General features: G+C 63.4%; 23 protein-coding genes and 1 riboswitch. Of the genes, 12 read left to right on the top strand and 11 right to left on the bottom strand.

Annotated features, from left to right (window positions below):
• Positions 1 to 40: 40 nt before the first annotated feature.
• From ABWK72_RS25850 to ABWK72_RS25830, 5 genes are all read right to left on the bottom strand, one after another.
• The gene (locus ABWK72_RS25850) at positions 41 to 1,600 is read right to left on the bottom strand and encodes an endonuclease/exonuclease/phosphatase family protein (protein ID WP_367872466.1); all 1,560 of its coding nucleotides are present in this window, start codon (positions 1,598 to 1,600) and stop codon (positions 41 to 43) included.
• 138 nt (positions 1,601 to 1,738) lie between these two features.
• Positions 1,739 to 1,990 (bottom strand): hypothetical protein, encoded by a 252-nt coding sequence (locus tag ABWK72_RS25845; RefSeq protein ID WP_367872465.1) that lies wholly within the window; start codon positions 1,988 to 1,990, stop codon positions 1,739 to 1,741.
• Between the two features lie 140 nt (positions 1,991 to 2,130).
• A riboswitch (cyclic di-AMP (ydaO/yuaA leader) is annotated at positions 2,131 to 2,312 on the bottom strand.
• Between the two features lie 193 nt (positions 2,313 to 2,505).
• A complete protein-coding gene (locus ABWK72_RS25840) occupies positions 2,506 to 2,913 on the bottom strand; it encodes an OsmC family protein (RefSeq protein ID WP_367872464.1) in 408 nt (135 codons plus the stop codon).
• Positions 2,906 to 5,614, bottom strand: coding sequence for an SUMF1/EgtB/PvdO family nonheme iron enzyme (locus ABWK72_RS25835; protein WP_367872463.1), 2,709 nt, complete (start codon positions 5,612 to 5,614; stop codon positions 2,906 to 2,908). Before ABWK72_RS25835 ends, ABWK72_RS25840 begins: the two co-directional genes overlap by 8 nt.
• Complete coding sequence (locus tag ABWK72_RS25830; protein WP_367872462.1) at positions 5,607 to 6,269, bottom strand: RNA polymerase sigma factor; 663 nt, start codon at positions 6,267 to 6,269, stop codon at positions 5,607 to 5,609. Before ABWK72_RS25830 ends, ABWK72_RS25835 begins: the two co-directional genes overlap by 8 nt.
• A 294-nt stretch (positions 6,270 to 6,563) precedes the next feature.
• On the opposite strand from ABWK72_RS25830, the gene ABWK72_RS25825 reads away from it, so the two are divergent.
• The 11 genes from ABWK72_RS25825 (at position 6,564) to ABWK72_RS25775 (ending at position 12,679) form a co-directional block, all read left to right on the top strand.
• Complete coding sequence (locus ABWK72_RS25825; protein ID WP_367872461.1) at positions 6,564 to 7,076, top strand: hypothetical protein; 513 nt, start codon at positions 6,564 to 6,566, stop codon at positions 7,074 to 7,076.
• The gene (locus ABWK72_RS25820) at positions 7,073 to 7,999 is read left to right on the top strand and encodes a hypothetical protein (protein WP_367872460.1); all 927 of its coding nucleotides are present in this window, start codon (positions 7,073 to 7,075) and stop codon (positions 7,997 to 7,999) included. Before ABWK72_RS25825 ends, ABWK72_RS25820 begins: the two co-directional genes overlap by 4 nt.
• Before the next feature lie 61 nt (positions 8,000 to 8,060).
• The gene (locus tag ABWK72_RS25815; protein ID WP_367872459.1) at positions 8,061 to 9,257 is read left to right on the top strand and encodes a DEAD/DEAH box helicase; all 1,197 of its coding nucleotides are present in this window, start codon (positions 8,061 to 8,063) and stop codon (positions 9,255 to 9,257) included.
• Positions 9,258 to 9,263: 6 nt separating this feature from the next.
• Complete coding sequence (locus ABWK72_RS25810; protein WP_367872458.1) at positions 9,264 to 9,599, top strand: hypothetical protein; 336 nt, start codon at positions 9,264 to 9,266, stop codon at positions 9,597 to 9,599.
• The gene (locus tag ABWK72_RS25805) at positions 9,596 to 9,994 is read left to right on the top strand and encodes a hypothetical protein (protein WP_367872457.1); all 399 of its coding nucleotides are present in this window, start codon (positions 9,596 to 9,598) and stop codon (positions 9,992 to 9,994) included. Before ABWK72_RS25810 ends, ABWK72_RS25805 begins: the two co-directional genes overlap by 4 nt.
• 41 nt (positions 9,995 to 10,035) lie before the next feature.
• Entirely contained in the window at positions 10,036 to 10,263 is a 228-nt protein-coding gene (locus tag ABWK72_RS25800) for a hypothetical protein (RefSeq protein ID WP_367872456.1), read from the top strand.
• A gap of 87 nt (positions 10,264 to 10,350) precedes the next feature.
• Positions 10,351 to 10,569 carry an addiction module protein gene (locus tag ABWK72_RS25795; RefSeq protein ID WP_367872455.1) on the top strand — a complete coding sequence of 73 codons (219 nt, stop codon included), beginning with the start codon at positions 10,351 to 10,353 and terminating at the stop codon, positions 10,567 to 10,569.
• Positions 10,570 to 10,878: 309 nt separating this feature from the next.
• Positions 10,879 to 11,382 carry a crossover junction endodeoxyribonuclease RuvC gene (ruvC, locus tag ABWK72_RS25790; protein ID WP_367872454.1) on the top strand — a complete coding sequence of 168 codons (504 nt, stop codon included), beginning with the start codon at positions 10,879 to 10,881 and terminating at the stop codon, positions 11,380 to 11,382.
• Entirely contained in the window at positions 11,379 to 12,071 is a 693-nt protein-coding gene (gene lipB / locus ABWK72_RS25785; protein WP_367872453.1) for a lipoyl(octanoyl) transferase LipB, read from the top strand. Before ruvC ends, lipB begins: the two co-directional genes overlap by 4 nt.
• Positions 12,055 to 12,315 (top strand): type II toxin-antitoxin system VapB family antitoxin, encoded by a 261-nt coding sequence (locus ABWK72_RS25780; RefSeq protein ID WP_367872451.1) that lies wholly within the window; start codon positions 12,055 to 12,057, stop codon positions 12,313 to 12,315. The genes lipB and ABWK72_RS25780 overlap by 17 nt, the downstream gene beginning before the upstream one ends.
• On the top strand, positions 12,293 to 12,679 hold the full coding sequence (locus tag ABWK72_RS25775) for a PIN domain-containing protein (RefSeq protein ID WP_367872450.1): 387 nt from the start codon (positions 12,293 to 12,295) through the stop codon (positions 12,677 to 12,679). The genes ABWK72_RS25780 and ABWK72_RS25775 overlap by 23 nt, the downstream gene beginning before the upstream one ends.
• 153 nt (positions 12,680 to 12,832) lie before the next feature.
• Here ABWK72_RS25775 and ABWK72_RS25770 read toward each other — a convergent pair whose 3' ends face one another.
• The 3 genes from ABWK72_RS25770 to ABWK72_RS25760 form a co-directional block, all read right to left on the bottom strand.
• On the bottom strand, positions 12,833 to 13,543 hold the full coding sequence (locus tag ABWK72_RS25770) for a YebC/PmpR family DNA-binding transcriptional regulator (protein WP_367872449.1): 711 nt from the start codon (positions 13,541 to 13,543) through the stop codon (positions 12,833 to 12,835).
• A gap of 196 nt (positions 13,544 to 13,739) precedes the next feature.
• The gene (locus ABWK72_RS25765) at positions 13,740 to 15,782 is read right to left on the bottom strand and encodes a molybdopterin cofactor-binding domain-containing protein (protein ID WP_367872448.1); all 2,043 of its coding nucleotides are present in this window, start codon (positions 15,780 to 15,782) and stop codon (positions 13,740 to 13,742) included.
• Positions 15,779 to 16,252, bottom strand: coding sequence for a (2Fe-2S)-binding protein (locus ABWK72_RS25760; RefSeq protein WP_367872447.1), 474 nt, complete (start codon positions 16,250 to 16,252; stop codon positions 15,779 to 15,781). The genes ABWK72_RS25765 and ABWK72_RS25760 overlap by 4 nt, the downstream gene beginning before the upstream one ends.
• Positions 16,253 to 16,429: 177 nt before the next feature.
• Here ABWK72_RS25760 and ABWK72_RS25755 point away from each other — a divergent pair, with 177 nt between their 5' ends.
• A complete protein-coding gene (locus tag ABWK72_RS25755; protein ID WP_367872446.1) occupies positions 16,430 to 17,578 on the top strand; it encodes a hypothetical protein in 1,149 nt (382 codons plus the stop codon).
• Positions 17,579 to 17,584: 6 nt separating this feature from the next.
• On the opposite strand, the gene ABWK72_RS25750 is transcribed toward ABWK72_RS25755, so the two are convergent.
• The 3 genes from ABWK72_RS25750 to ABWK72_RS25740 form a co-directional block, all read right to left on the bottom strand.
• Positions 17,585 to 18,292: a DUF4253 domain-containing protein gene (locus ABWK72_RS25750; RefSeq protein WP_367872445.1), complete on the bottom strand. Its 708-nt coding sequence runs from the start codon at positions 18,290 to 18,292 to the stop codon at positions 17,585 to 17,587.
• 318 nt (positions 18,293 to 18,610) lie between these two features.
• Complete coding sequence (locus ABWK72_RS25745) at positions 18,611 to 20,455, bottom strand: DNA topoisomerase IV subunit B (RefSeq protein ID WP_367872444.1); 1,845 nt, start codon at positions 20,453 to 20,455, stop codon at positions 18,611 to 18,613.
• Between the two features lie 84 nt (positions 20,456 to 20,539).
• Positions 20,540 to 22,912: a protein kinase gene (locus ABWK72_RS25740; RefSeq protein ID WP_367872443.1), complete on the bottom strand. Its 2,373-nt coding sequence runs from the start codon at positions 22,910 to 22,912 to the stop codon at positions 20,540 to 20,542.
• Between the last annotated feature and the right edge of the window lie 75 nt (positions 22,913 to 22,987).

Raw genomic sequence — 22,987 nt, 5'->3', positions numbered from 1 at the left:
CGCCACCGGTTCACCCCGGCGGCGGCTTTTTCGTGCTGACTCAGGGCCAGGTGAGGGCGAAATTCACGATCACCGAGGCGTGGTCGCTGGGCCAGGTATTCGCCCATGCCGCGCTGGTATCGTCACCATAGACAAACCCGTCGTTCTCGACGCCATTGGTGAAGATTTCCGCGCTCGTCGGAGTCGCAGGACTGCCCTTGTGGAAGATGAAGTCGATGCGGTCCTGCGGCTCGCCCGCACTGTTGTAAAGGGGCGACCATGTGATCGCGGGCTGCTGGGCCGGATTGGGGAAGACCTGACGGAACGAATCGAGCAGCCCGGCATTGGCCACGGCGACCGTCACCGGCCACTGCACGACCTTGCCGTAGTGGGCGGACGCGGTTGTCGCGGTCCAGTCGAGATGCGAGGGGCAATTGAGGTCGCCGGTGAGGAAGACCGGGACGGTATTCGCAGCGGCCAGATGGCTCGAGATTCCGCTGAGGATTGCCGCGATCTGTTCGTCGCGCTGCGAGGCTGTCTCTTCCGCCAGCACGCTCGCATTGGTCGAGCCCGAACGCTTCGCCTCGTAGGGTCCGTAGTGGAGGTAGTCGAGGTGGGTGTTGAAGATCACCACCTCGCGCAGAGGCAGGCTGCAGAGGCGGATCCGGGCACCCTTCGCCACGCCGTTCGCGGCGGTGTAGGCCGCCGTGATCGGATAGCGGCTCGCGATCCCGCTGTCCCCGGAACCGGTGGGGCTGTAGTACCAGCCGAGCTCATCGGCGATGGTCTGAACCCGGTAGGCACTTCCGCCCACCGTTTCCTGGGTGCCGATGACATCGACATCCGCCTCAATGATGGAGCGGATGCCCTTGGTCGCGCCTTGGTTTACTTGGCCCCATCCGTGCCAAAGATTGTAGGACATGATCCGCAAGTCCGCGACCTGCTCTTGCCCGGCCAGGAAGACGGGAACCGTCATGGTGGCGGTCCGGGAATTTCCTAACAGGTCGGTGGCGCGTAGCACGAAGTCGTTCCCGCCGGCGTCGGTCCCGGAAGGCGTGCCGGAGATCCCGCCCGTGGTGCTCACTTGCAACCAAGCCGGACCGGACGCCTTGGAGAAGGCCAGTGCATCTCCCGGATCGGGATCGTAGGCATAGGCGTGGACCTTGCCGGCATAGGCCTGCCCCGCCACCGCATGGCGCTGGATGAAGCTTGGCACGACCCACTCCGGCAGCGCCGGGCCGCCGGTGGGCGTGATGCTGAACTGCGCCGGTCCGGCGATCTTCGTGTAGCCGTTGTCAGCGAGGTACCACACCTTGTAGTTCCCAGGTGCCAAGCTGGGATTCGCAAAAGTCACGCTGCCGCTCTTCAAATTCCCGCCGGGAGCCTGGGTGCCGTTCGTGTAGCGCCAGTCCAGGTAAGTGCCGGTGGATGGCGTGGTGATGCTGGCCGGGAAGATGCCGATCCAGTCATCGTCGTTTCCAGGACCACCATTGAAGGTCGCGGTGATCGGGCCTCCGGCGGGATACGAACCCGCATTGAGGGTGATCGATTTCGGTGCAGCTGATAGGGTGACGATGCTGGCGACCGTGAATAGAACAATGGGAACAAGGGTTTTCATCATGGCATCCCACGCTCTCCCCGATCGGCAACCGCTCACAAGGGGCATAATCGCCGGACCGCGGGGCAGGATCGCCGGATAAGAAAAGGGCGGCCGTTTCCGGCCGCCCTCCGGGGAGGGTGCTTCACGCGGCGACTGCGATCATGAGGCGCGCTTCCGCAGCTTGGCTTCGGCGAAGGCGTGTACGATGTCGCCGAACGATTGCAAACGAGGTCCCCGGCCCTCACCCGCGCCGCCGGGTTTCAAGGAAGGACCGCCGTCCCCCGACAGTTTCCCGATGATCCCCACCCGGCGCAGAATATAGCGCACGCCGAGGAAGAGACGGATGGCGACCGCGAGCGCAAACAATGCGGCCACGGTGATCCCCACGCTGAACAGTAAGTCAGCAATCATGTTGTTCTCCTTTTCTTTCTTTCGATACCGGTCCCGCCGCCTGCGGGAGGCGGGGGCCGGAGGTTGTTGTCTTGGGACTGCTTGCGAAGCGGCGGCGGCTCCGGCGTGCCCCTTGTTTCAGGAGAGACAACCGAACGATCCGCGCCCCGCGGTGATGCCTACGGGGTTAGCTGTCGGGCTGGAGCCACCACGTGCTCCCGGTGCCGCAGGCACCGTATGCCCCGAAGACCGTGCTTCAGGCGAAACGCCCTGGCAAAACGGTCGGGATTGGTTCCCCCGCTGCTCCGGACCACACGGCCCGTGCACTCGGCTGACGGAATCGTTCTCAATGAACTTGGACGGATGTTAGACAGATCTCCGCGGGGAGGCAACGGGGGCGTTTATAACATCCCCTGCGTGGTAGGAGATTGGAGTGGTCCGCTCAGGCCCGTGGGCGTACAGGGTGGCTACGCTCTAACAGAACAAAGAGCTGTAAGGAACCATTCAACCGCACAGAGGACTGTGCGGACCACCTTTTACTGCCAATGCCACCTGATCTCCTGCACCACGTCCGGATGCAGGCTCTGGTGCACGGGGCAACCGTTGCCGGTCGCTTCTAACAGCTTGCGCTCGGGATGGCCGGCGGGGAGCGGGACGTGGATGTCCACTTCGAGCTTCGCGATGCGGCGCGGGGTATCGGCGGACATGTGCTTCTTCACCGCGACCTTCATCCCTTCGAGGGCGATCTCCTTCCGCTTGGCGACGATGCCCATGACGGTGGCCATGCACACGCCGAGCGCGGTAGCGACGAGGTCGGTCGGGGAGAAGGATTCGCCGCGGCCGTTGTTGTCCACCGGGGCATCGGTTTCGAGGACCGTGCCGGAGGGACCGTGGACCGCGCGACAGTGAAGCTCGCCCTGATAATCGATGTTGATTTCAACCATTGTCGTCGATGCCGTTGGTGTTGAGCGGAGAGGGTTCCTGCTTGGGCCGGTCCTTGGCAAGCACGATGCGGAAGCCGTAGATGTCCTCGGTCGTCTCCTTTGGCTTCGGCCCGTCTTCCGGAGCCACCGGCATCGGCTGGGTGTAACGGTAGCCGGTGTAGAGATCGCGCTGCAGGTAGCTCCTCCAAGAGCCGCCGCGCAGCACGCCGTAAACCGGACCTGGTCCGGCCAGGTTGGACGAATTGTAGTTCTCCTCCACCCATTCCAAGACGTTGCCGGAGAGATCGTAAATCCCGAGCGCGTTCGGCGGGAAGGAGCCGACCGGCGAGGTGGTGGGGAAGCCGTCGTTGTAGCCGGCGATCATGCGGTCCGCCGTCACGCCGGGTGCGGACATGGCCGCGGAATCGGCAAAGTTGCCGAGGTTCTGGCCATTGATGACCGGCGGCCATGCGACTCCCCAGGGAAGGCCTTGGGCACCGGCGATCATCTCGCGGTCGCGCTTCGCAGGGGCGGCGTCCGCCAGTTCGCTCGTCAGCCCGGCCATCACGCTCCACTCATAGTCGGTGGGCAGGCGGTAGTGGTGCACCTCGGTGAGGCGCTCCTGCTTGCGTTCCAGCTCCGTGAGCCAGTGGCAGAACTTCTGCGCGTCCTCCCGCGACACGGAGGTGACGGGATGCATCTCGGGGTTCGGTCCTTGGAAAAGCTGGGCCCGTGGATTCTGGTTGTCACGGGAGGCGCGGAGATAGGCATCGAAGTCCTTCATCCGGGTTTCCCAGATGCAGGCGAGAAGTTCACCCTGATGAATATCCCCGCCGACCACCGGCTCGAACTTCATCTCCAGCCCATTGGTCCAGGCCTTGTCCATCACCACGCTCTGGTTGATCTCGAGCTTGAGATGCATCTCCAGCGTCTCATTCGCCTTCACCTTGACCCTCTTCTCGATCCGCTTGTAGCCTTCCAGCCACACGATCACATCCAGTTCGCCCTGCTTGAGTTCATCGATGATCTTGCGGCCATTGGCTACTCCCTTCGAGATCTCGCCTTCTTCTTCGGGAATGCGGATCGAGACGTTCGCGCCGGCAGGGTCGGTGGTGAGGGCAATGCTGCCGAAGGGAATCTCGCTGACGAAGGGCCGGAAGGGTTTGAGACCCTCCTTCTTCGCACGTCCGCTGATGCCTTGGGCGCTGAAGCCCTCGACCATGCGGGGCTCGATCTGGTGGCGCTGGGTGAGATATCCGGATTCATGGCCAGCACGGGCCAGCCACCAGCAGAAGGCCTGGGCATCGCCGGGATTGGTGAGCACGATCTTGCGCTTGGCATCGCCCTCCGCGATCTCCACGAACTCGGCGACCGCGGCGGGTTTCTTGGCGTCCACGTACTTCTTCCACTCGATCTCGCCGACCGGCAGGACGGCCTCGTGCCCGGTGACAGGCCCCTCCGTGAGAGGCCGGTAGCGCTGGCCGAGCTGATCGGCCCATGGCTCGGCCGGTAGCGGCGGGGCGAAGACCTTCAGGTCCACGGACTTCAAAAACGTCTCCTCCGCGGCGGAACGGGGAACCACGAAGCTCAAGGGGGCGTCCTCGTAACCTTCCTTCCGCAGCACGAAGCTGACCTTCTCGCCCACGTGCACGACGATCGGCTCGGTGGTGGTCGTTCCCACGAGTTCGCCCTCGCCCTCGCCTGATTCGACGAAGACATAGGCCTCGGCGGGCACGCTAGTGATCCGGATGCGCGCTTCCAGCACCGCGGGCGGGGGCGAAGCTTGCGAGCGAGCCACCATCTCATGGATCGCGTCCCAGCCGCCGTAAATGGCAACTCCCGCGACCAGCAGCAGCGCGACGAAAGCTCCCACCGGCCGCCGGCGGCGGCGGCGCTTGCCTTCCTGGAGGCGGCGCAGCGCCTCGGCGAGGTCGCCCGCGGTGGAGATCGTCCGCTTGGAAAGATGCGGCTCGCAGATATCGCAGATGATCTGGTTGAGGGCCAGCCAGCGCTTGCGCTCGGTCCCGGCCGGGATCTCGTCCGGGAGCTCCGGGAACTCCATGCGGTCCTTGCCGGTGGCGATCTCGTAGAGAACCTTGCCGAGACTATAAACATCCGCCTGCGTGGAGCCGGGGCCCTCGGGCGGGACAAAGCCCTCCGTGCCGACAAAGGTCCGCTGGCCGCGTGCGGCGACCAGTCCGATGTCCGCGAGCTTGGCCCGGCCGGCGACGAAGATGACATTGGCCGGCTTCACGTCGCGGTGCGCGAGGCCATTGTCGTGCAGGTGGCGCAGGGCCTCGGCGAGGCGCACGCCCACATCGATGCAGAAGCCGGTGTCGAGCGGACGGCCCGGGGCGCGCTTGGTATCGCTGCGCAGGGTGCGCGCCTGGTACTCCACCGGGTTGATGTCGCGTCCGGCGATCACGTCGTCGCCGAGCTCCATCACGTAGTAATAGAATGCCTTGCCGTCCGGACTGCGGCCGACATGGAGGATATTGACCATCCCCGGGTGGTCGCGGGAGATCGGCTCAAACTTGAGGATGCCCTCGAATTCCCGCTCGAAGCTGCGCTCGTCCTCGAAGTCCTCCCGCCACAGCACTTTCACCGCGCGCAGGGCACCGGTGACGCCGCGCGCCAGCCAGACTTCCCCGTACGCTCCCCCGCCGATCTTCCGTAAGACCTCGTGGTCGGGAATGAGCGGATCGGGGCGCGGGCTATTCATCGACTTCCTCTTCCAAGCGCGCGAGTTCCTTCTTCAAGACGGCTCCCACGCGATGCTTGGCGAGATAAACCTGAGCCATGCTAACATTCAAGTGATCCTGCACCTTCTTTGCGTCCCACTGGCGGACGACGTAGCAGTCGAAGATCTGGTACTGCTTCGGGGAGACTTGGGCCTTCACACGGGATAGAGCGGCATCGGCGACGTTCTTTTTCCATTCAACGTCCCAGAGGCGGGCCAAAAGATCGCCCTTCGGGTCCTCGAAACGGTCGATTATGGCGGTCTTGCGATCGTCCTCCCACTCGCCGCCGGCCATCGCGGTGTCCTTCTTGCGCTTGCGGAACTGGTCGTTGATCCGCCAGCGGGTCATGTTCATGAGCCAAGTCTTGAAGGAGCCCTGCTCGGGGTCGTAGAGCTTCTTTTTGCTCTGTTTGGCGATGGAAAGGATGGTTTCCTGGACGCAGTCGTGGGCCTCGTCCGGGCGCAGGCCGGCCTTGATGGCCACGGCGTAGATCAGCCGCCAGTAGGTCTGGTAGAATTCGTCCCAGGTTTTCTGGTCCTCCCAATTGTCGAGCCGGGCGATCAGGCTCTTGCGGGTCTTCTCATAGGCAGCGGCCAGTACTTTGTCGCGCTCCTTGTCGTACTCTTGGTCGGACATCGGCCTCCCCTTACCATACCGGGGCAAGGGTGTCTTTCACCGAGTTCGACAGCTACTTCGGAAAAACGGGTTATTTGCAAAGCCGGATATTAAAGAAATACGAAGCATTGATCTTCAGATTTACATGCCGGCTTTGAGCGGCATAGCCTCTGCTGCTGTTTGTTTACCCGCTTTCTCCTTCCGGCCCCCCGCCGGTACCACCCACGGAGCGAGTCCCCCCATGCCCCCCGCCCCCCCGACATTAATCCGTCGCGCCAAGTCGAACGGATCCGCGAGATACTCGTGGGCCGACAGATGGAATGCGTTGAACGCCGCCTGGAGCGGCTCGAGGCGAATTTGCGCCCGATGCCAAGCTCCGCGCCCGATGACGTCTTCGAGATCCGGCTGGCGAATTTCCAGCAGGATCACGAGGTCAAGCTGCAGGAACTCCGCGACGAAATCGACGCCGAGAAGGCGCGCCGGGTCGAGGAAACCCACCGCTTGGCTGGCCAGATCCAAGCCGCCGCCCGCAGCCGGGAGGCTTCCGGGATTGAGTCTCAAGTGGAACTGGAGCAGCGGATTACCCGCTGGCTGGAACATTGGAACCAAGGCTTCCGGCAGTATCTCCATCAGCGCGAGCAACACCTGATCGCCGAATTCCGCTCCGAGCTGGCGCAGACCCGCGAGTGGGTCCAATCGCGCCTGACGGACAACGATTCCGGCCGGGTCGGGCGGATGCAGGCTTCCTTTGTCCAACTGGCAGACGCCGCCCGGGCGATCGCCGAGGCTGCCGGCGTGCCGGTGCTGAAACCAGGAGGGGAAAAATGACCGCCACCTTCCCTCCCCTGCCCCTGCCTTTCCCCATCTCTTCCATGCAATCGGAAGGCGGACGCGGGCGTCTGCCCGTGGCGTCCCTGCCGGTCCCGGGCGAGGAATCCCCGGGCGGGCGGGTGCCTTTCTCGCTGCCGGTACTGGATCTGCAGCCGCCGGCTTCATCCCCACCGCCCGCGGCTCCGCCGCCGCCCCGGATGCCGGAGCCGTCCAATCATCCACCAGCGCCACGCAAGACCGAGCCGCTGCCGGCAATGACTGCCGTGACGGCCGATTTCACGGATGCCGACCTCACCGCGGCCCTGCTGCCGCTGGTGGGCGGCGCGGTGTCCGGCCTCTCCCTGCATGACGATGCGGCCTTCGAGGCGATCCTGCGGGCGACCTTCCGGCGCGCCTTGTCGGAGCACCAGCACGGCCCCTTCCAACAACCGGACTGGCACCATCGGACCCTCTGGCGGATGCAGGCGCTCTTCAGCAGCCGCAGCTACGAGGAGGTTCTGGCAGATAAAATCCGGCGCTTCCACGTCGAGGAGGTCTATTTGTTGGATCGCGACCGGCTCTCGCTGGTTTCGTACGCCAGTTCGGACCCGGTGCGGCACGCGAATGCCCGCAATGTCGGCTCCTTTGCCCGCCAACTCGCGCTGCGGCTCCGCGACGAAAGCGGAGCCCTCCAGCTCGGCTTCGAGCTCGGGGAAAGCCGCCGGACCTTTGTCCGGGCGGGGAAATTCTGTTATATGGTCGCGGTGATCCGCGGCGAGATCAACGACCTGATGAAGGCGGATCTCGACTTCGCGCTGAAGCGGATCGAGACCCGCTACCGCTCGCCCTTTGTCCAGGGCCACCCGCTCCTGAAGGAACTCCAGCCGCTGCTGGAAGAGTGCCTGCTGATCCACTCCCCGGCCCCCCCCTCCGGAACATGAGTGATCGCAAAGCAAGTGATCCCTTGACCAGCGGGCTTGCGATCCCTACGCCTCCCCCCACATGGGATTTGACACGCTAGGCCTCTCCGAAGCCGTCCTCGAAGCCGTCACGGAGTCGGGCTACGAAAACCCTACCCCGATCCAGGCTCAGGCGATCCCGCTGATTCTGGAGGGGAAGGACGTGATCGGCGCGTCGCAGACCGGCACCGGTAAGACCGCGGCCTTCGCGCTGCCGACGCTGAGCAAGCTCACCGTAATGGGCAAGCCGCAGATCCTGGTGCTGGAACCGACCCGCGAGCTGGCCCACCAGGTGGCGGAGCAGTTCGAGAAATACGGCAAGCATACCGGCCTGAAGGTGGCGCTGCTCTACGGCGGCGTCGGCCTCGGCGAACAATCGAAGGCGCTCCAGAACGGTGCCGACATCGTGGTCGCCACACCGGGCCGCCTGGTCGACCACTTTTTCCGCGGGACGATGCGCTTCGGCGAAGTGAAGATCCTGATTCTCGACGAAGTCGACCGGATGCTCGACATGGGCTTCCTGCCGCAGGTGCGGAAGATCGTGAATTTCTGCCCCTGGGAAGGACGCCAGACGCTCTTCTTCTCGGCGACGATGCCGCCGGCGATCCAGACCTTCGCCCAGTGGTGCTTGCACGAGCCCACGAGCATCGAGATCGCACGCCGCGCGGTGCCCTCGACGGTGACGCATGCTTTCTACCCGGTCTCGATGGACCAGCGTGACGAACTGCTGCTCGCGCTGCTGGACAAGACCGAGTACCACTCGGTGATGATCTTCACCCGCACCCGCAAGGAGGCGGACCAGGTCTGCGCTCTGATCAAGCGCGAGGGCCAGGAGAAGGTCGCCGCGATGCACTCCGACATCAATCAGGTGGACCGGATGAAGGCCTTGGCCGGATTCAAGAGCGGCGAATACGAAGTACTGGTCGCCACCGACGTGGCCGCACGCGGCATCGATATTTCGAGCGTCTCGCACGTGATCAACTACCGCGTCCCGGAGAATGCCGAGGACTACGTCCACCGCATCGGACGCACAGGCCGCGCGGAAGCGGAGGGTGATGCCTTCACGCTCCTGACCGCGGACGAGCTGGAATACGCGAAGTCGGTGGAGATCTTCATCGACCAGAAGATCCCGCGGAAGAAGCTGGATGGCTTCGACTACATCTACACCGCGCTGCTCGACGACTCCCCTTCCAAGCCGATCCGCAAGAAGCCTATGGGCGGGAAGAAAAGGCGGAAGTAGAGTACCATGATCTTTACGTCGGACAGAGCATTCGACGAAGCCCTCGCTAGCGCCGAGGCATTGGAGAGTTACCTTGCCGACTTGGAGAAGCAGCGCCGGATGAACCGGGGGCTTTACCTATTCTCGATGGTGGTCTTCTTGGCAGGCATCTTGGGACTGCTCTTGTCTTCCTACAAGCATCCCGGAAACCTTTCCGGTGTGTCGATTGGAGTCGCGATCTTGATGGGCTTCGCCAGCCTCTCGCAGCTAGCATCCGCGCTCTCCGCCCAAGCCGACATCCGCACTCTGAAAGCCCACAAGAAGGCGATGGAAAGTCACGGTGCACGCGAGAATCACCCATGACCTTCGAGATTTTCACGCTCTGCGATGCGGCCACGGTCCACGGAGGCAAGATGAACGTCCTGGGATCGTTCGACACCCTTTCCGCGGAGGGCTTCCCGACCAACCATACGGACTGCGTGGTTGCCTGCAGGATGCGCACCACGGGCGAGGATGAGGGCCCGGTGGCCATCGAGATGCACATCATCGATCCCGACGGCAAGGACGTGATCCCGCCGGTATCGAACCGGCTCGAAGGAGGATCACATCTCCACCACCATCTCTGGCACATCCGCGGATTCCCTCTGCCGATGCCCGGGACCTTCTTCGTGGACCTGATCGCCAACGGCGTCCTGCTCTGCCGGAATCCGTTGTTCGTGAAGAAACTCGCAGGCAGAAGCGGAGGTGAAGCAGCGTGAGCGTTCCCACGCCCACCCGCGGTTCTCCTTTTGGCTGTGTGATGGCTCTCTTCACGCCGCTCCCGTTCGTGCTGGCGGGGATCGGCATCCACGGGATCGTCCGCTGGCTCTCAATTGCCCCGGAAAAGCGAAACCTGGAGCTACTCCTTCTCTTCATTTCTTGCACAATCATCGGGCTGGTGGCCGGCATTGCGCTGATCCGTATTTCGTCGAAGCTGCTTCGGAACACCGACTGGAAATCATGGGATCCCGACAAGCATCGCTTCTAATATGAAGGTCCTCGCCATCGATCCCGGCTGCGCGGCGAGAAGAAAAAGCAGCGTTGATTCCCGCGGGCGATGGGGCAAACTGGGCGCATGGCGGTAGCGGTCGATCTCAGAAGAATGAGCACGGTGGAAAAGCTGAGGCTCATGGAAGACCTTTGGCAGGACCTCTCGGCTGGAGGTGAGGAAATTGCTTCACCTGAGTGGCACGGCGATGTGCTAGCGGAAAGGGAAAGGTTGACGGCCTCGGGAGAGGAAAAATTCATCGATTGGGAAGTTGCGAAGAAGCAGCTTCGCGAGGAATTGCCGTGAGGATCTCGATTCAGCCCTCCGCACTCCGCGATCTGCGGGAAGGTTTCCGCTTTTACGAGGAGACCGAAGGAGGCCTCGGCGCTTATTTTCTGGATTCGCTTTCCTCGGATATCGAATCGCTCCGGCTATACGCAGGAATTCATTCTGTCCACTTCGGACGTTTTCACCGGCTGCTATCGAAGCGGTTTCCCTACGCGGCCTACTATCAGGTCGAGAACGGCGAAGTCTTGATCCGGGCGGTCCTGGACCTACGGCGCGATCCCCGATGGATCGAACGGAAGCTCAAGGGTTTGTCTTAGTCTCCGGCGCATGCGTGTCCTCGCCATCGATCCAGCCATCCGCAACACCGGCTATGCCGTGATTGAAGGCGATGGCAGGAATGCCAAGGCGCTGGCCTATGAGGTGATTTCGATCCCCGACAAGCTGCCGCAATCCGCCGCGCTGGCCGCCGTGCGCAGCCACTTGCGGAACGTGATCGAGAAGTATCAGCCGGATGAGGTGGCAGTGGAGGGCATCATCTATGTGCAATCGCACCGCACGGCGATCTCGATGGGCGCGGCGCGGGCGGCGGCACTGATCGCGGCGGCGGATGCGGGGCTGAAGGTTTACGAATACGCACCGCGCAAGATCAAGATGGCGGTGGTCGGCAAGGGCACGGCGGACAAGCAGCAGGTGGCCTTCATGGTGCGCGCGCTGTTAGGCTTGGCGGAGACGCCGCCGCACGATGCGGCGGATGCGCTGGCGATCGCGCTGGCGCACCTGCAGGCATCCGATCCGCTGAAGGCCAAGATGCTGGAGAGGAGGCAGGTATGAAGACGGTCCCCTTGGGAGGAGGCATTCCCTATGAGGAAGGGCTGAAACTGCAGGATGCGGCGGTGGACGCGCTGCTGGACGGCAGTGGCGAAGAGACGCTGTTTTTGTTAGAGCATGCGCCGGTTTATACGATTGGCCGTCTGCGGGACCAGTCGTCGCTGCGCGATTCCACGCTGCTGCCGGCCCCGGTCTTCGAGACCAACCGCGGCGGGCAGGCGACCTATCACGGGCCGGGACAATTGGTGGGCTATCCAATCCTGGACCTCCGCGAACGGAACCGCGATCTCCATGCCCACCTCCGGGGAATCGAGGAAGCCCTGATCCTGGCCTGCCAGGACTTCGGGATTCCGGCGGGACGGCGGGAGGGCATGACGGGGGTGTGGGTGGAGAACCGCAAGCTGGCCTCGATCGGCGTGGGCGTGCGGAAGTGGATCTCCATGCACGGCTTCGCGATCAACATCACGCCGGAGTCGCTGCTGCCCTTTTTCGCGATCACGCCCTGCGGGATCGACGGGGTGGTGATGAGCTGCGTGACGCAGGAGGCGGGGCGAAGCGTCGGCACCGGGGAATTCTCCGATTCGGTAGCCACTCATTTTCAACGGATTTTTGGGAGCGAGGTAGAAAAACAACTTGCCATACAGGATATGGGCCCATATCAAGTATGGCATGAAGATGACCATGCACATTGATGACGCCTTGTTGAAAAGGGTCATGGATACCTATGGATTGGAAACCAAGACCGATGCGGTCGAATACGCCTTGAAGGAATTGGACCGGAAGGCGCGCTTGAGGAAATTCATGAAGGAAGGCTTGGGCTTGACCGCCGCAGAATTGAAGGACGCCGTCTATCCCGGCTACGCAGCCGACCGCCCGACGCCAAGCTCACGAGTCGCCGAAGAATCCCCGCCCTATGGAGCCCCTCGTCCTGATTGACTCGAACGTCTACATCGACTGGCTGAATGCCGGCCTCGACCCCGTGCAGGAGGTGGCCCGGAGCATATCGCTGGAGGACATCGCCTGCTGCGGGGTCGTGAAAGCGGAGGTCTTGCGCGGGATCAAAGGCCCGAAGCAGCGTGACCGGCTGGAAGAGTTTTTCTCGGTCACCCAGATGGTGGCGACGACGGCGGGCCTGTGGGACGAGGCTTGGCAGCTCGCCTGGCAACTCGACCGGCAGGGGAAAACCCTGCCGCTCCAAGACATCGTGATCGCCTGTTGCGCGAGGCGAGCCGGCGCCGCCGTGATGACGCGGGACAAACATTTCCGGTCGATCCCGGAGATCCGGGTGATCGAGCCCTAAAGGTGGTCCGCACAGTCCTCTGTGCGGTCGAATGGTCCCCAGCGGCCAAGTCACCTTCCGCGCGTCCGAACAAGATTCCAAACTGAGCTCCGGTAGACCGAGGCACGCTGCCAAGGACCGGTCAGCCGCACAGAGGACTGTGCGGACCACCTTTCAAGCCAGATTCGTGAAGACCACCTGCACGTCGTCGTCCTCCTCGATTTTCTCCAGGATGACTTCGACTTCAGCCATCTGCTCTTCGGTCAATTCAATCGGCTGGGTGGGAATGCGCTCGAGGCCAGCTTTCTTCACGGGGATGCCGAGCTTTTCAAAGCCCGCGGTGAGGCTGGAGAAGCTGGCGTATTCGCCGATGGCCCGGACGACGCCGTCTTCCTCTTCCAGTTCCTCGAGGCCGGCGTCGATCAACTCGAGCTCGATCTCTTCCAAATTGGTGTCCGGGGTGACTTCGAATTCGACCACGGTCTTGCGGGTGAACATGAAGTCGAGTTGGCCGCTATTCACGACCTGGCCGCCGTTCTTGTTGAAGATGGTCTTGATGTTGACCACCGAGCGGTTGGTGTTGTCAGTGGCGCATTCGATGTAGAAGAGAGAGCCATGCGGGCCCTTGGCCTCGTAGGCGACTTCCACGATGTCGGCGGCGTCCTTGCCGGCGGCGCGCTTGATCGCGGCATCGATCTTGTCCTTCGGCAGGTTCTGGCCCTTCGCGTTGGCGATGGCCATCCGCAGCGGGGCATTGGCCGTAGGATCAGGGCCGCCGTTCTTGGCAGCCATGGTGATGGATTTGGCGAGCTTCGGGAAGACCCGGGACATGGTGTCCCAGCGGGCTTCCTTGGCTCGGCGTCGGCATTCAAAGGCGCGTCCCATAAATTGGATTTCTTGGGGAATTCAAGCGGATCGCAGGATGCGGGCAACGGCAAAAGTAGTCCGTTCAGTCCTCCGGGGCGATGGGCGGTGCTTGACGGCGCTCAGTTATTCCGGATCGGACGGTCTTGAAGGCCGCTGGCTTCCTAGCCGAGGCGGAATGACCGGGACCGTTCATCCGCTCAGAGGACTGAGCGGACTACTTCATCGGCATCGCGCGCCGGCGCTGGCCCGTAGCCGCTTGAATTGCGCTGCCGATGGCGGGGGCGATGGCCATGATCGGGCACTCCCCTGCCCCGGCGGAGGGCAGGTCTTTCCGGTCAAGTAGCACGATCTCGACCGGCGGGACATCGGAGAAGCGCGGGACGCGGTATGAGGAGAAGGCGGGATTGAGGATCTTGCCATCGGCGAATCGGATCGCTTCGGAGAGCGCGCCGCCGAGGCCCATGACAATGCTGCCTTCGATCTGGTTCTTGAGGTGCAGCGGATTGACGATGGCGCCGCATTCGAAGGCGGCGACGATGCGGCGGAGTTCGACGCTGCCGTCCTTCACTTCAAGCTCTACGCAATTGGCGACGTAGCCGCCCTTGTCGATGCCGCAGGCGATCCCGCAGTGACTCTTGCGGCCCTTCCAGCCGAAGCGCTCGGCGGCGGCTTCGAGCACGGCGCGCAGCCGCTCGTCCTTGAGATTGCGCAGGCGGAATTCGAGGGGATCGATGGCGGCCATCAGCGCGAGTTCGTCCATCGCTGACTCGCGGGCGAAGCAATTCGCCGCAGCCGCGAGACCACGGTACGAGCCCTGCCGTAGCGGCGATTTACTGCCGTGGCTGCGCACCGATTTCACAGGCGCATCGTAGGGTGTCTCGATGGCCGCGCCGCCGGGATTGTGGCTGTGGAATTCCCAGGCGGTCAGCTTGGCTTCCGCATCGATGGCGGCCTTCACCTCGATGACCGCGGCGGGGCGGAAGTAAGCCCAGCGGAATTCTTCCTCGCGCGACCACGCGACCTTGACCGGTTTACCCACCGCCCTCGCCAAGCGCGCAGCCTCGATCGCAGCTTCCCCGCTGTGCTTGCCACCGTAACCGGATCCAGTGTCCGGCACGATTACCCGGACCTTTTCCGGAGCCAGGGAGAAGGCGCTCACCAGTTCGTCCTTCACGCCGAAGGGGCGCTGCGTGCCGGTCCAAACCGTAACCTTGCCATCCTTCCATTCGGCCACGCTGGCGCGGGTTTCCAGCGGGCAATGCGCGATGTATTCGACCGTGTAAGTTTGCTCCAGCTTATGCGCGGCGGAGCTGAGGGCTTCGTCGATTTTCGCTCCCGCATCGCCGCGGTCGGTGGTGTTCCTGAGGATGCCATGCAGCTCCTTGTTAGATGGCCCGCCGCCGCCCTCCCATTCGGCTTGCAGCAAGTCGAGTGCCTTCGCGGCCAAGGCGGGATTCGCTGCGGTGACCCCAACGAAGTCGCCGTCCTTCACCACGCTCACGCCTTCGATGGCCTTCGCTTTCGAATCGTCCAAGGACTTGAGCTTCGCGCCGTAGGCGGGCGCGCGGAGGATCTTGCCATGGAGCATGCCGGGCAAGGACATGTCGGTGGTGTAGCGGTGCTGGCCGGTGACGAAGTCGCGGCCATCGACCTTCGGCACCGCGGTCCCGGCGATGGTCCAATCGGCGGCAGGCTTGAGCTTGGTCGCATCCGTCACCATCGCGGCGAGCTTCCGGCCCTTGGCCAGCGCCCCGTAGTCGACCGAGCGGCCATCGCGATGAGTGACCTTTCCCGATGCCGCGGAAAGGTCGTCGCGGTTCGCCTGCCATTGCTCCTTGGCGAGATCGATGAGCGCCTCCCGGCCCGCGGCGGCGATCTTGCGCAGATGCAGCGCCATGTCCGGAGTACTACGGCTGCCGAAGGTGCCCATGTCGAAGGGCACGAGATCGGTGTCAGCCATCAGCATGCGGATCGCGGCCATGGGGACATGCAGTTCTTCGGCGACGGCTTGGCTCAGCGAGGTGCGGATGTTTTGGCCGACCTCGGTCTTGCCGGTGAAGACCTGCACCATGCCATCCTCGCCGATGTGCAGCCAGGCGCTGACTTCCATCGGCCTCGGAGGCCCACCGCGACGGCCGCCTCCGCCCCGACGTTCCTGGGCCGACAGAGAGGGGGCGCAGAAGGCGACGAAGATGCCACCGCCGAGAAGCTTGAAGAAGCGGCGGCGATCGAAGGAAAGAGATTCGAGGGTATTCACCGGTCGTTCTCGGCGAGGGTTTCCGAGGCGATGCGGACGGCGTCGCGGATGCGGTTGTAGACGCCGCAGCGGCAGATATTGCCATCCATGGCGGCGAGGAATTGCTCATCGTTGGGCTCAGGATGCGCCTCAAGGAGCGCCACGGCGGACATCACCATGCCACAGGTGCAGTAGCCGCATTGTAGGGCATCGGCATCGAGGAATGCCTGCTGGACGGGGTGGAGTTTGCCGTCTTTTTCCAAGCCCTCGGCCGTGCGGATCTTTGCTTCGCCGACCGCAGCCGCGGGGATCATGCAGGAGCGCACCGCCTTGCCATCGATCAGGACGGTGCAAGCGCCGCACTGCCCCTCCCCGCAGCCCGGCTTGCAACCGGTGAGGGCCAGGTCATCGCGCAGGACGCTGAGCAGGAGCCGCTCGCCATCCGCCTGCAGGGCGGTGTCGCGGCCGTTGACGTGGAGACGGGTTATCATTTGATGAAATCACTAATCACTAATCTTCCAATCATCAATCGAAGTGCGCTGCGCGGGATGAAAGGCAGGGGCTAAGAGGGTCGGAAGCGCCGGAAATTCCATGGATTGCAAAGGTGCTCGGGAATTGCTAATGCTGAAGGAAAGTTGCCGGATGAGCCGGCGGCTTGCCCTCCCCATATGATCAAGTCGCTGCCGGTTCTTGCCGCCCTGATTGCGCCCGCTTGCTGGGCCTTGGATTCTCCCCCTGGCTATTATAACGATGGGACCAACGTCTTCCCTGCCCCGGCGGGAACCTATGTGCCGCTGGCAAATGCAACGGCCACCACGCCTTGCAGCCCCGGCTACTACACTCCGGTCGCCGGCATGAGCCAGCAGATCCAGGCAAACGCAGGCTACTATGTGCCCTTCGCAGGTTACGCGCTCCAGTTGCCGGCTCCGGCTGGCAGCTACGTGAGCGAACTGGGAAAGAGCTCCGCCACGCCTTGCGAGCCAGGCTACTACACGCCACAGCCGGGGATGACGGCGCCGATCCCTGCCAGCCCGGGATATCACGTCCCTACCGGCGGGGCGAGCGAACAGACCCCGGTGGATGCGGGCAAGATCGCGCCGTCCGCGGGAATGACCTTCGGCATCCCGACCCTGCCGGGCAACTATGCCCCCGTGGCGGGAATGCAGGCATCGATCCCGGCCAGCCCGGGCTACTTTGTTCCCGGGATCGGCGCGAGTGTGCAATTGCCAGCACCTCCGGGAAGCTTCACCTCCACCTTCGGCAACTTCACCACGCAAACCGCGCAACCGGGATACTACGTTCCGGCCCAAGGCATGCAGCAATCGCTGCCTGCGCCGCTCGGGCACTTCGTGCCGGCACCCGCGTCATCAAACTTCCAACGCGCCGCCGCCGGGACCTTTGTTCCCAACCCCGGATCCCAAATCCCGACCCAAGCTCCGGCAGGTTCCTACGTCCCGCTCTCCGGCGCATCGGAGTCCATTCCCGCACCGGTCGGGACCTACGTGCCGACCATAGGCTCGAGTGCCCCGCTACCCGCTCCCGCAGGCTTCACGACCTACACCAACGGAGCGAGTTCCTACCTGCCGATCCCGGCGATCACGCTGGTGTCCTATACGGGGGCACCCGGCGACAGCACCCTGGAATGGACCACCGCAACGGGACAAAACTACGGGGTCTTCATGAGCAACGACATGCTCGAGTGGGTCGAGATCGCGAGCGTTCCGGGCACGGGTGGAACCGTGAGCACGACGGTGGCCGAACCCTTGCCCGGTGCGGGCAGCCGCTACTTCCGCGTGGTGGCGACGCCGACTCCGTGATCGCCTTCAATCCCACCAGAAGAACCAAACGGTTGATCCTTCCAAGCATTTCGCAAGGGTGGAGACAGACCCCACTCCCTGGTCGACGATGTCGGTGCAGTAGATGAATTGCTCACGTGCCAGTTCGGCGCACTGTTCCGGCGTCACTGGCGGGCGGGCTACGGTGAATTCAACCGTATCCGAAGTCATCACCGCGATCTCCGCACCATACTTCTCCGCCCAGTAGCGGGCGATCACCGAGTGCCCTTCCGGAGAAGGGCACGAGTTCCAGGCACCATAGCCCAGCTTCAGCGGCAAATCCCAAGAATGGGCAGCCTCCACTTTGGCAATCCACACTTCTTCAATCTCATTGCCACGATGATCGTGTCCCGCGGCAAAGGAAGTCATCGGAGCGGCGGATTCGGGATGAAACTCGTCATCCTCCATCGATTCGAAAGCTTCCGGATCCTCGTCAATCCTCTCTTGGAACCAAGCACTCGGATCACGTTCGAGGGAATCGGGGAGTTCACCTTCTTCGGTATTGAACTCATAGGTCTCCATCAGGCGTTCGACGCTGTCCCGGTCTCCCAAGATCACCGGGATGTGCCCGGTGGCCGCATATTCCGAGCGGAGCTTTTGGAGTTGCGAGGCAAGCTCCCCTCCCCGCACCGCATGAATCGGAAAAGGAAATTCAGGGATCGGCTCGGATGCACCGGCAGCAGGCGGAGTTGTCATCCTCGGAAACGTGGAGACGATGCGGACGGGAGACAAGCACTTTGAAACCGATATCTGTTAGGTCCGGGCTCTTGCCGCGCCATTTGGAGAAGCTCGAGGAGGAGCAGCATCTGGTCGCCGGGGTGGATGCGATGGCTGTTGGCAGGGCTGCCTTCTCCTACGCTCAGAGGCTGTCTGAAAACTGGCGAAGGCAGGGACCTTTCTCCGTAAGGTCCCCGAAGGCTCGGTGAAGAGGCTAACCAATGCGACAGTGTCCGTAGGACGCGGGGCATCCAAGGTGACCATGCTATCGCCTTGGTTTCCCCCCGCCATTCATCTTCACGCCACCTGCCGGTCCACGTCCACCCGCAGATTCCCGATGATGAACTCCTGGCGGTCGGGGGTATTCTTGCCCATGTAGAAGGCGAGCAATTCCTTGGTCCCCTTCCCTTCCTCGAACTCAACGTGGTCGAGCTTCATGTCCGGGCCGATCATGAACTTGAACTCGTCCGGCGAGATCTCGCCGAGGCCCTTGAAGCGGGTGACTTCGGATGTCTTGCCGAGCTTGTTCAGGGCCTTCTGCTTCGCTTCCTCATCGTAGCAATAGATCGTCTCCTTCTTGTTACGCACGCGGAAGAGCGGAGTCTGGAGAATGTAGAGATGGCCCTCCCGGATGATCTCCGGGAAGAACTGCAGGAAGAAGGTCAGCAACAGCAAGCGGATGTGCATGCCGTCCACATCGGCATCGGTGGCGACGACGACGCGGTTGTAGCGCAGTTCCTCGATGCCGTCCTCGATGCCGAGCGCGGCTTGGAGGAGCGCGAACTCCTCGTTCTCGTAAACGATTTTCTTGGCGAGGCCGAAGGTGTTGAGCGGCTTGCCGCGCAGCGAGAACACGGCCTGCGTTTCGACATCGCGGCTCTTGGTGATCGAACCGGAGGCGGAGTCGCCCTCGGTGATGAAGAGGGTGCTGTCGAGGCGCTGCTTGTGCTTCGAGTCGAGGTGCGCGCGGCAATCGCGGAGCTTCTTGTTGTGGACCTTCGCCTGGCGGGCGCGCTCGCGGGCCATCTTCTGGATGCCCTTCATGTCCTTGCGCTCGCGCTCCGCGGACTGGATCCGCTTCTGGATCACCTCGGCCACCTTCGGGTGCTTGTGCAGGTAGTTATCGAGGTGCTGCTTGAGGAAATTGCCGACGAAGGTGCGGATCGACTCGCCGTTCGGCGTGATCGTCGCGGAGCCGAGCTTGGTCTTGGTCTGCGACTCGAAGACCGGTTCGACGACGCGCACGACGATGGCCGCCTCGATGCCGGCGCGGATGTCCGCCGGATCGTACTGCTTCTTGTAGAAGAGCCGGACCGCATTCACCAGGCCCTCGCGGAAGGCCTGCAAGTGGGTGCCGCCCTGGGTGGTATTCTGGCCGTTGACAAAGGTGTAGTACTCCTCCGCGCTCTCGGCGGTATGGGTGAAGGCCACCTCGATGTCGTCGCCCTTGAGGTGGATCGGATCGTAGAGGGCCTCGTTCTCCATCTCCTCGCGGAGCAGGTCGAGCAGGCCGTCCTTCGATTTGAATTTCTTGCCGTTGAAGACGATCGTGAGGCCGGGATTCAGGTAAGAATAGTAGCGGCACATCCGCTCGACGAAGGCGTCCTTGAACTTGGACTTGGGAGGGAAAATGCCGCGGTCGATCTCGAAGGCCAGCCGCGTGCCGGAAGGTGCTTCTTCCCGCCGCGGATTCTTCATGTCCTGGGTGATCAGGCCCTTGGAAAACTCGATCGCCTTCGTCTGGCCATCGCGCCAAGCCTGGATCTCGAAGAAATCCGCGAGCGCATTCACCGCCTTGATGCCGACGCCGTTGAGGCCTACCGATTTCTTGAAAGCCTCGCTGTCGTACTTTGCCCCCGTGTTGATCTGCGCGGCGCAGTCGAAGAGCTTGCCCAGCGGGATGCCGCGCCCGAAGTCGCGGACCTCAACCCGGCCTTCCTCGTCGATCTCGACGCGGATCTCCTTCCCGTAGCCCATGATGTGCTCGTCGATCGAGTTATCGATGACCTCCTTGAGCAGGATGTAGATGCCATCGTCCTGCGAGGAGCCATCGCCCAGCTTGCCGATGTACATGCCGGGGCGGAGGCGGATGTGTTCGCGCCAATCGAGGGACTTGATATCGGCTTCGGTGTAGTCGGCCATGGGGATGTTTCGGGAATCCTGAGGAATCCCGGAGCGGGTGGCAAGTGCGGGGGCGGATGGGGGAGCACGCGGCTTGCTCTTACTTCACGGAATCCCCGCCTGCATCGTATCCCAGCGGCGCTTGAAGAATGGATAGCGGGAGGCCAGATCGGCACCCGCCTTCTTCCCGCGCTCGACATTCCCGGCCAGCAGGTCGAAGGCGATCGCCTGCTCGTGGCGGCGCAGGCGCTCGATTTCGCTGGTCTCGTTCTTCACCAGCGCGCGGTGGATCTCGATCATGCTGTCCGCGGAAAGCAGGGCCCACGGGACATCGCGGGCTTCGCCGGCGGCATCCACCACCCGCAGGCCACCGGGACGGGTGCCGGTGATGCGGTCGAGCTTGGTGGCGTCCCGGAGTTCCAAGGCGATATCGGCAGGCGGCGGCGACTTCAGCTTCTCCTCGAGGTCGCCCAGGAAGGCGTCCGCGGCTTCCACCAGCAGAAGGGTCGCGGCCGAGGATTCGTCGCCAGCCTGGCTCTCCTTGAGCAGCAAGGCGGCATCGGCGAAGCGGCATTCCGCGGCGGCACTGCGAGCCTGCGCGAGGCGGTCGCCTCCGGCCGGCTCCGGAGTTGGATCCGGGGCGGCCGGCGGGGCGGCAGCTTCGAGCAGGCGCGCGCGCTTTTCCAAATCGAGTTGCAGCGCACGGATATTGAAGCGGGCCCGGCCCTTCGTCTTCAGCCCGGAATGCACGGCGTGGAGTTCGTCCGCGAGGCTGCGGCAGTTGGCGGGGCTATCCGGCAGCTTCTCGGCCGCGATGCTGTGCAGGGTCTCCGCATCGGTGAGATAGCCGGTGATGATCTTACGGTAAGGTTCCACCCAAGTGTCGGCACCCTTCGCCTCCACCGCCATGACGGCCTCGAAATGCGGCTTCGCCATGTCGGGCAGGCCCTGTTCCCAATTCTTGAGACCCAGGACCAGGGCCGCCATCAGCGCGGGCCCGGTGGGTAGCGGGGCATCCTCGGCACGCATCTCGGGGCGCAGATCCTTGACCTTGTCCAGCGCGACCAGAAGCTCGTTGCTGACCTTGGAATCGACGCCGCTTGCACTCGACAAATGCGCGATGGCGTCCCGCGCGTCCTTGCGGGCCTCGTTGGAAGAACCGTCGAGAAAGGCGCAGACCACCGCTTCACAAGCAGCCCAGGAGCCGGTGGGCTCCATGGCGTGCGGGTCTTCACGGACCTTGGCGAAGAGCGTGCGGGCCTTCGTGTAATCGCCGGAGCGCAATGCCTCGCCCGCCTCGCGGTAAGAGGATCCGGCGCGAGCTCCATCGGGTGCTCCCGGATCAGCGGCCTGGGACAGGGCCGATTGCGGCGCGGAATTCGGACCGACCGCAGCTGCCGCCTGCTCGCGATTCCGTCCGACCCACCAGACGCCGAAAGCCGCCGCCACCAGCACCAGGCAACCGGCACCGATCAGCGACATCCGCTCGCGGCGCTTGGAAGCGGCATTGCGGGCCACCGAGTTCGGCGTGACCGGTGCCGCGCCGCTGGCCAACCGCTGGCGGGAGGTCTCCAGCGCGGAGAGCAGGTCGTTGTAAGAACGGAAGCGCAGGTGCGGCTCATGCGCCATCGCCCGGTCCACCACCATGCACGTATCCAAGCTCACCCACGGTGCCATCTTGGCCAGCGGCAGGATCCGGCGCTTGGCCTCGCGGAGCTTGTTGGTGTCCATCGACTCCTCGTCGCAGGGCGGCTTCCCGGCCAGCGCGTGGTAGAGGGTCGCGCCGAAAGCGTAGATGTCCGAGCGGAAGTCCTCCGGCAGGCCCTCGATGGTCTCCGGCGGGACGTAATAAGGAGTCGCCCAGATTTCCGCAGCCTTGGCCTTCCCGCCCTTGGTCACCAGGGCCAGGCCGAAATCGACGATCTTCGCATTGCCCGAGACATCCAGAAGGATATTGCCGGGCTTGATGTCGCGGTGGATCAAGCCGGCGGTGTGGGCTGCCTTGAGGCCGTCCGCGACATGGATGGCCAGCGGCAACATCTCGCCCTCCGGGATCGAGCCTCGCTCGCGGATGTGGTGCTCCATGTGTCCGCCACCGACCACTTCCATCGCGATGTAGAAGCGCCCGAAGGCTCGGCCGGTCGTGAAAACGCGGACCACGTGCGGATGGCTGAAGGAAGCGGTGATGCGCGCTTCCTCCTCGAAGGCGCCGATCCGCTTTTCGTCCGCGCCGTACTCCTCGTTGAGGATCTTGACCACCACTTCGCGGCCGAGCGTATTGTCGTTGGCGATGAAGACCACGCTCATGCCGCCGATGGCGTGGCGGCGCAGGAGGGTGTAGGGCCCGAATTCCCGCTTCACCCGGGTGTGCTTGCCGCAGGAAGGGCACTCCACATTTGAAAAGGGCGCGACCTGGGAGACGTCCATGGTCATCCCGCAGGCGTGGCAATAAGCAATATCCGGTTCCCCCTCGGGCATGGCAGAGCGTAGCTACGGGCGTGCCGGGTGGAAACTTCAATTCCCGTGAAGTTCGTGAAGAGTCGGTGAAGGGAA

This window comes from Luteolibacter sp. Populi, from assembly GCF_040801775.1.
Classification (GTDB): Bacteria; Verrucomicrobiota; Verrucomicrobiia; order Verrucomicrobiales; family Akkermansiaceae; genus Haloferula.
This window is presented reverse-complemented; position numbering and strand designations above follow the sequence as displayed.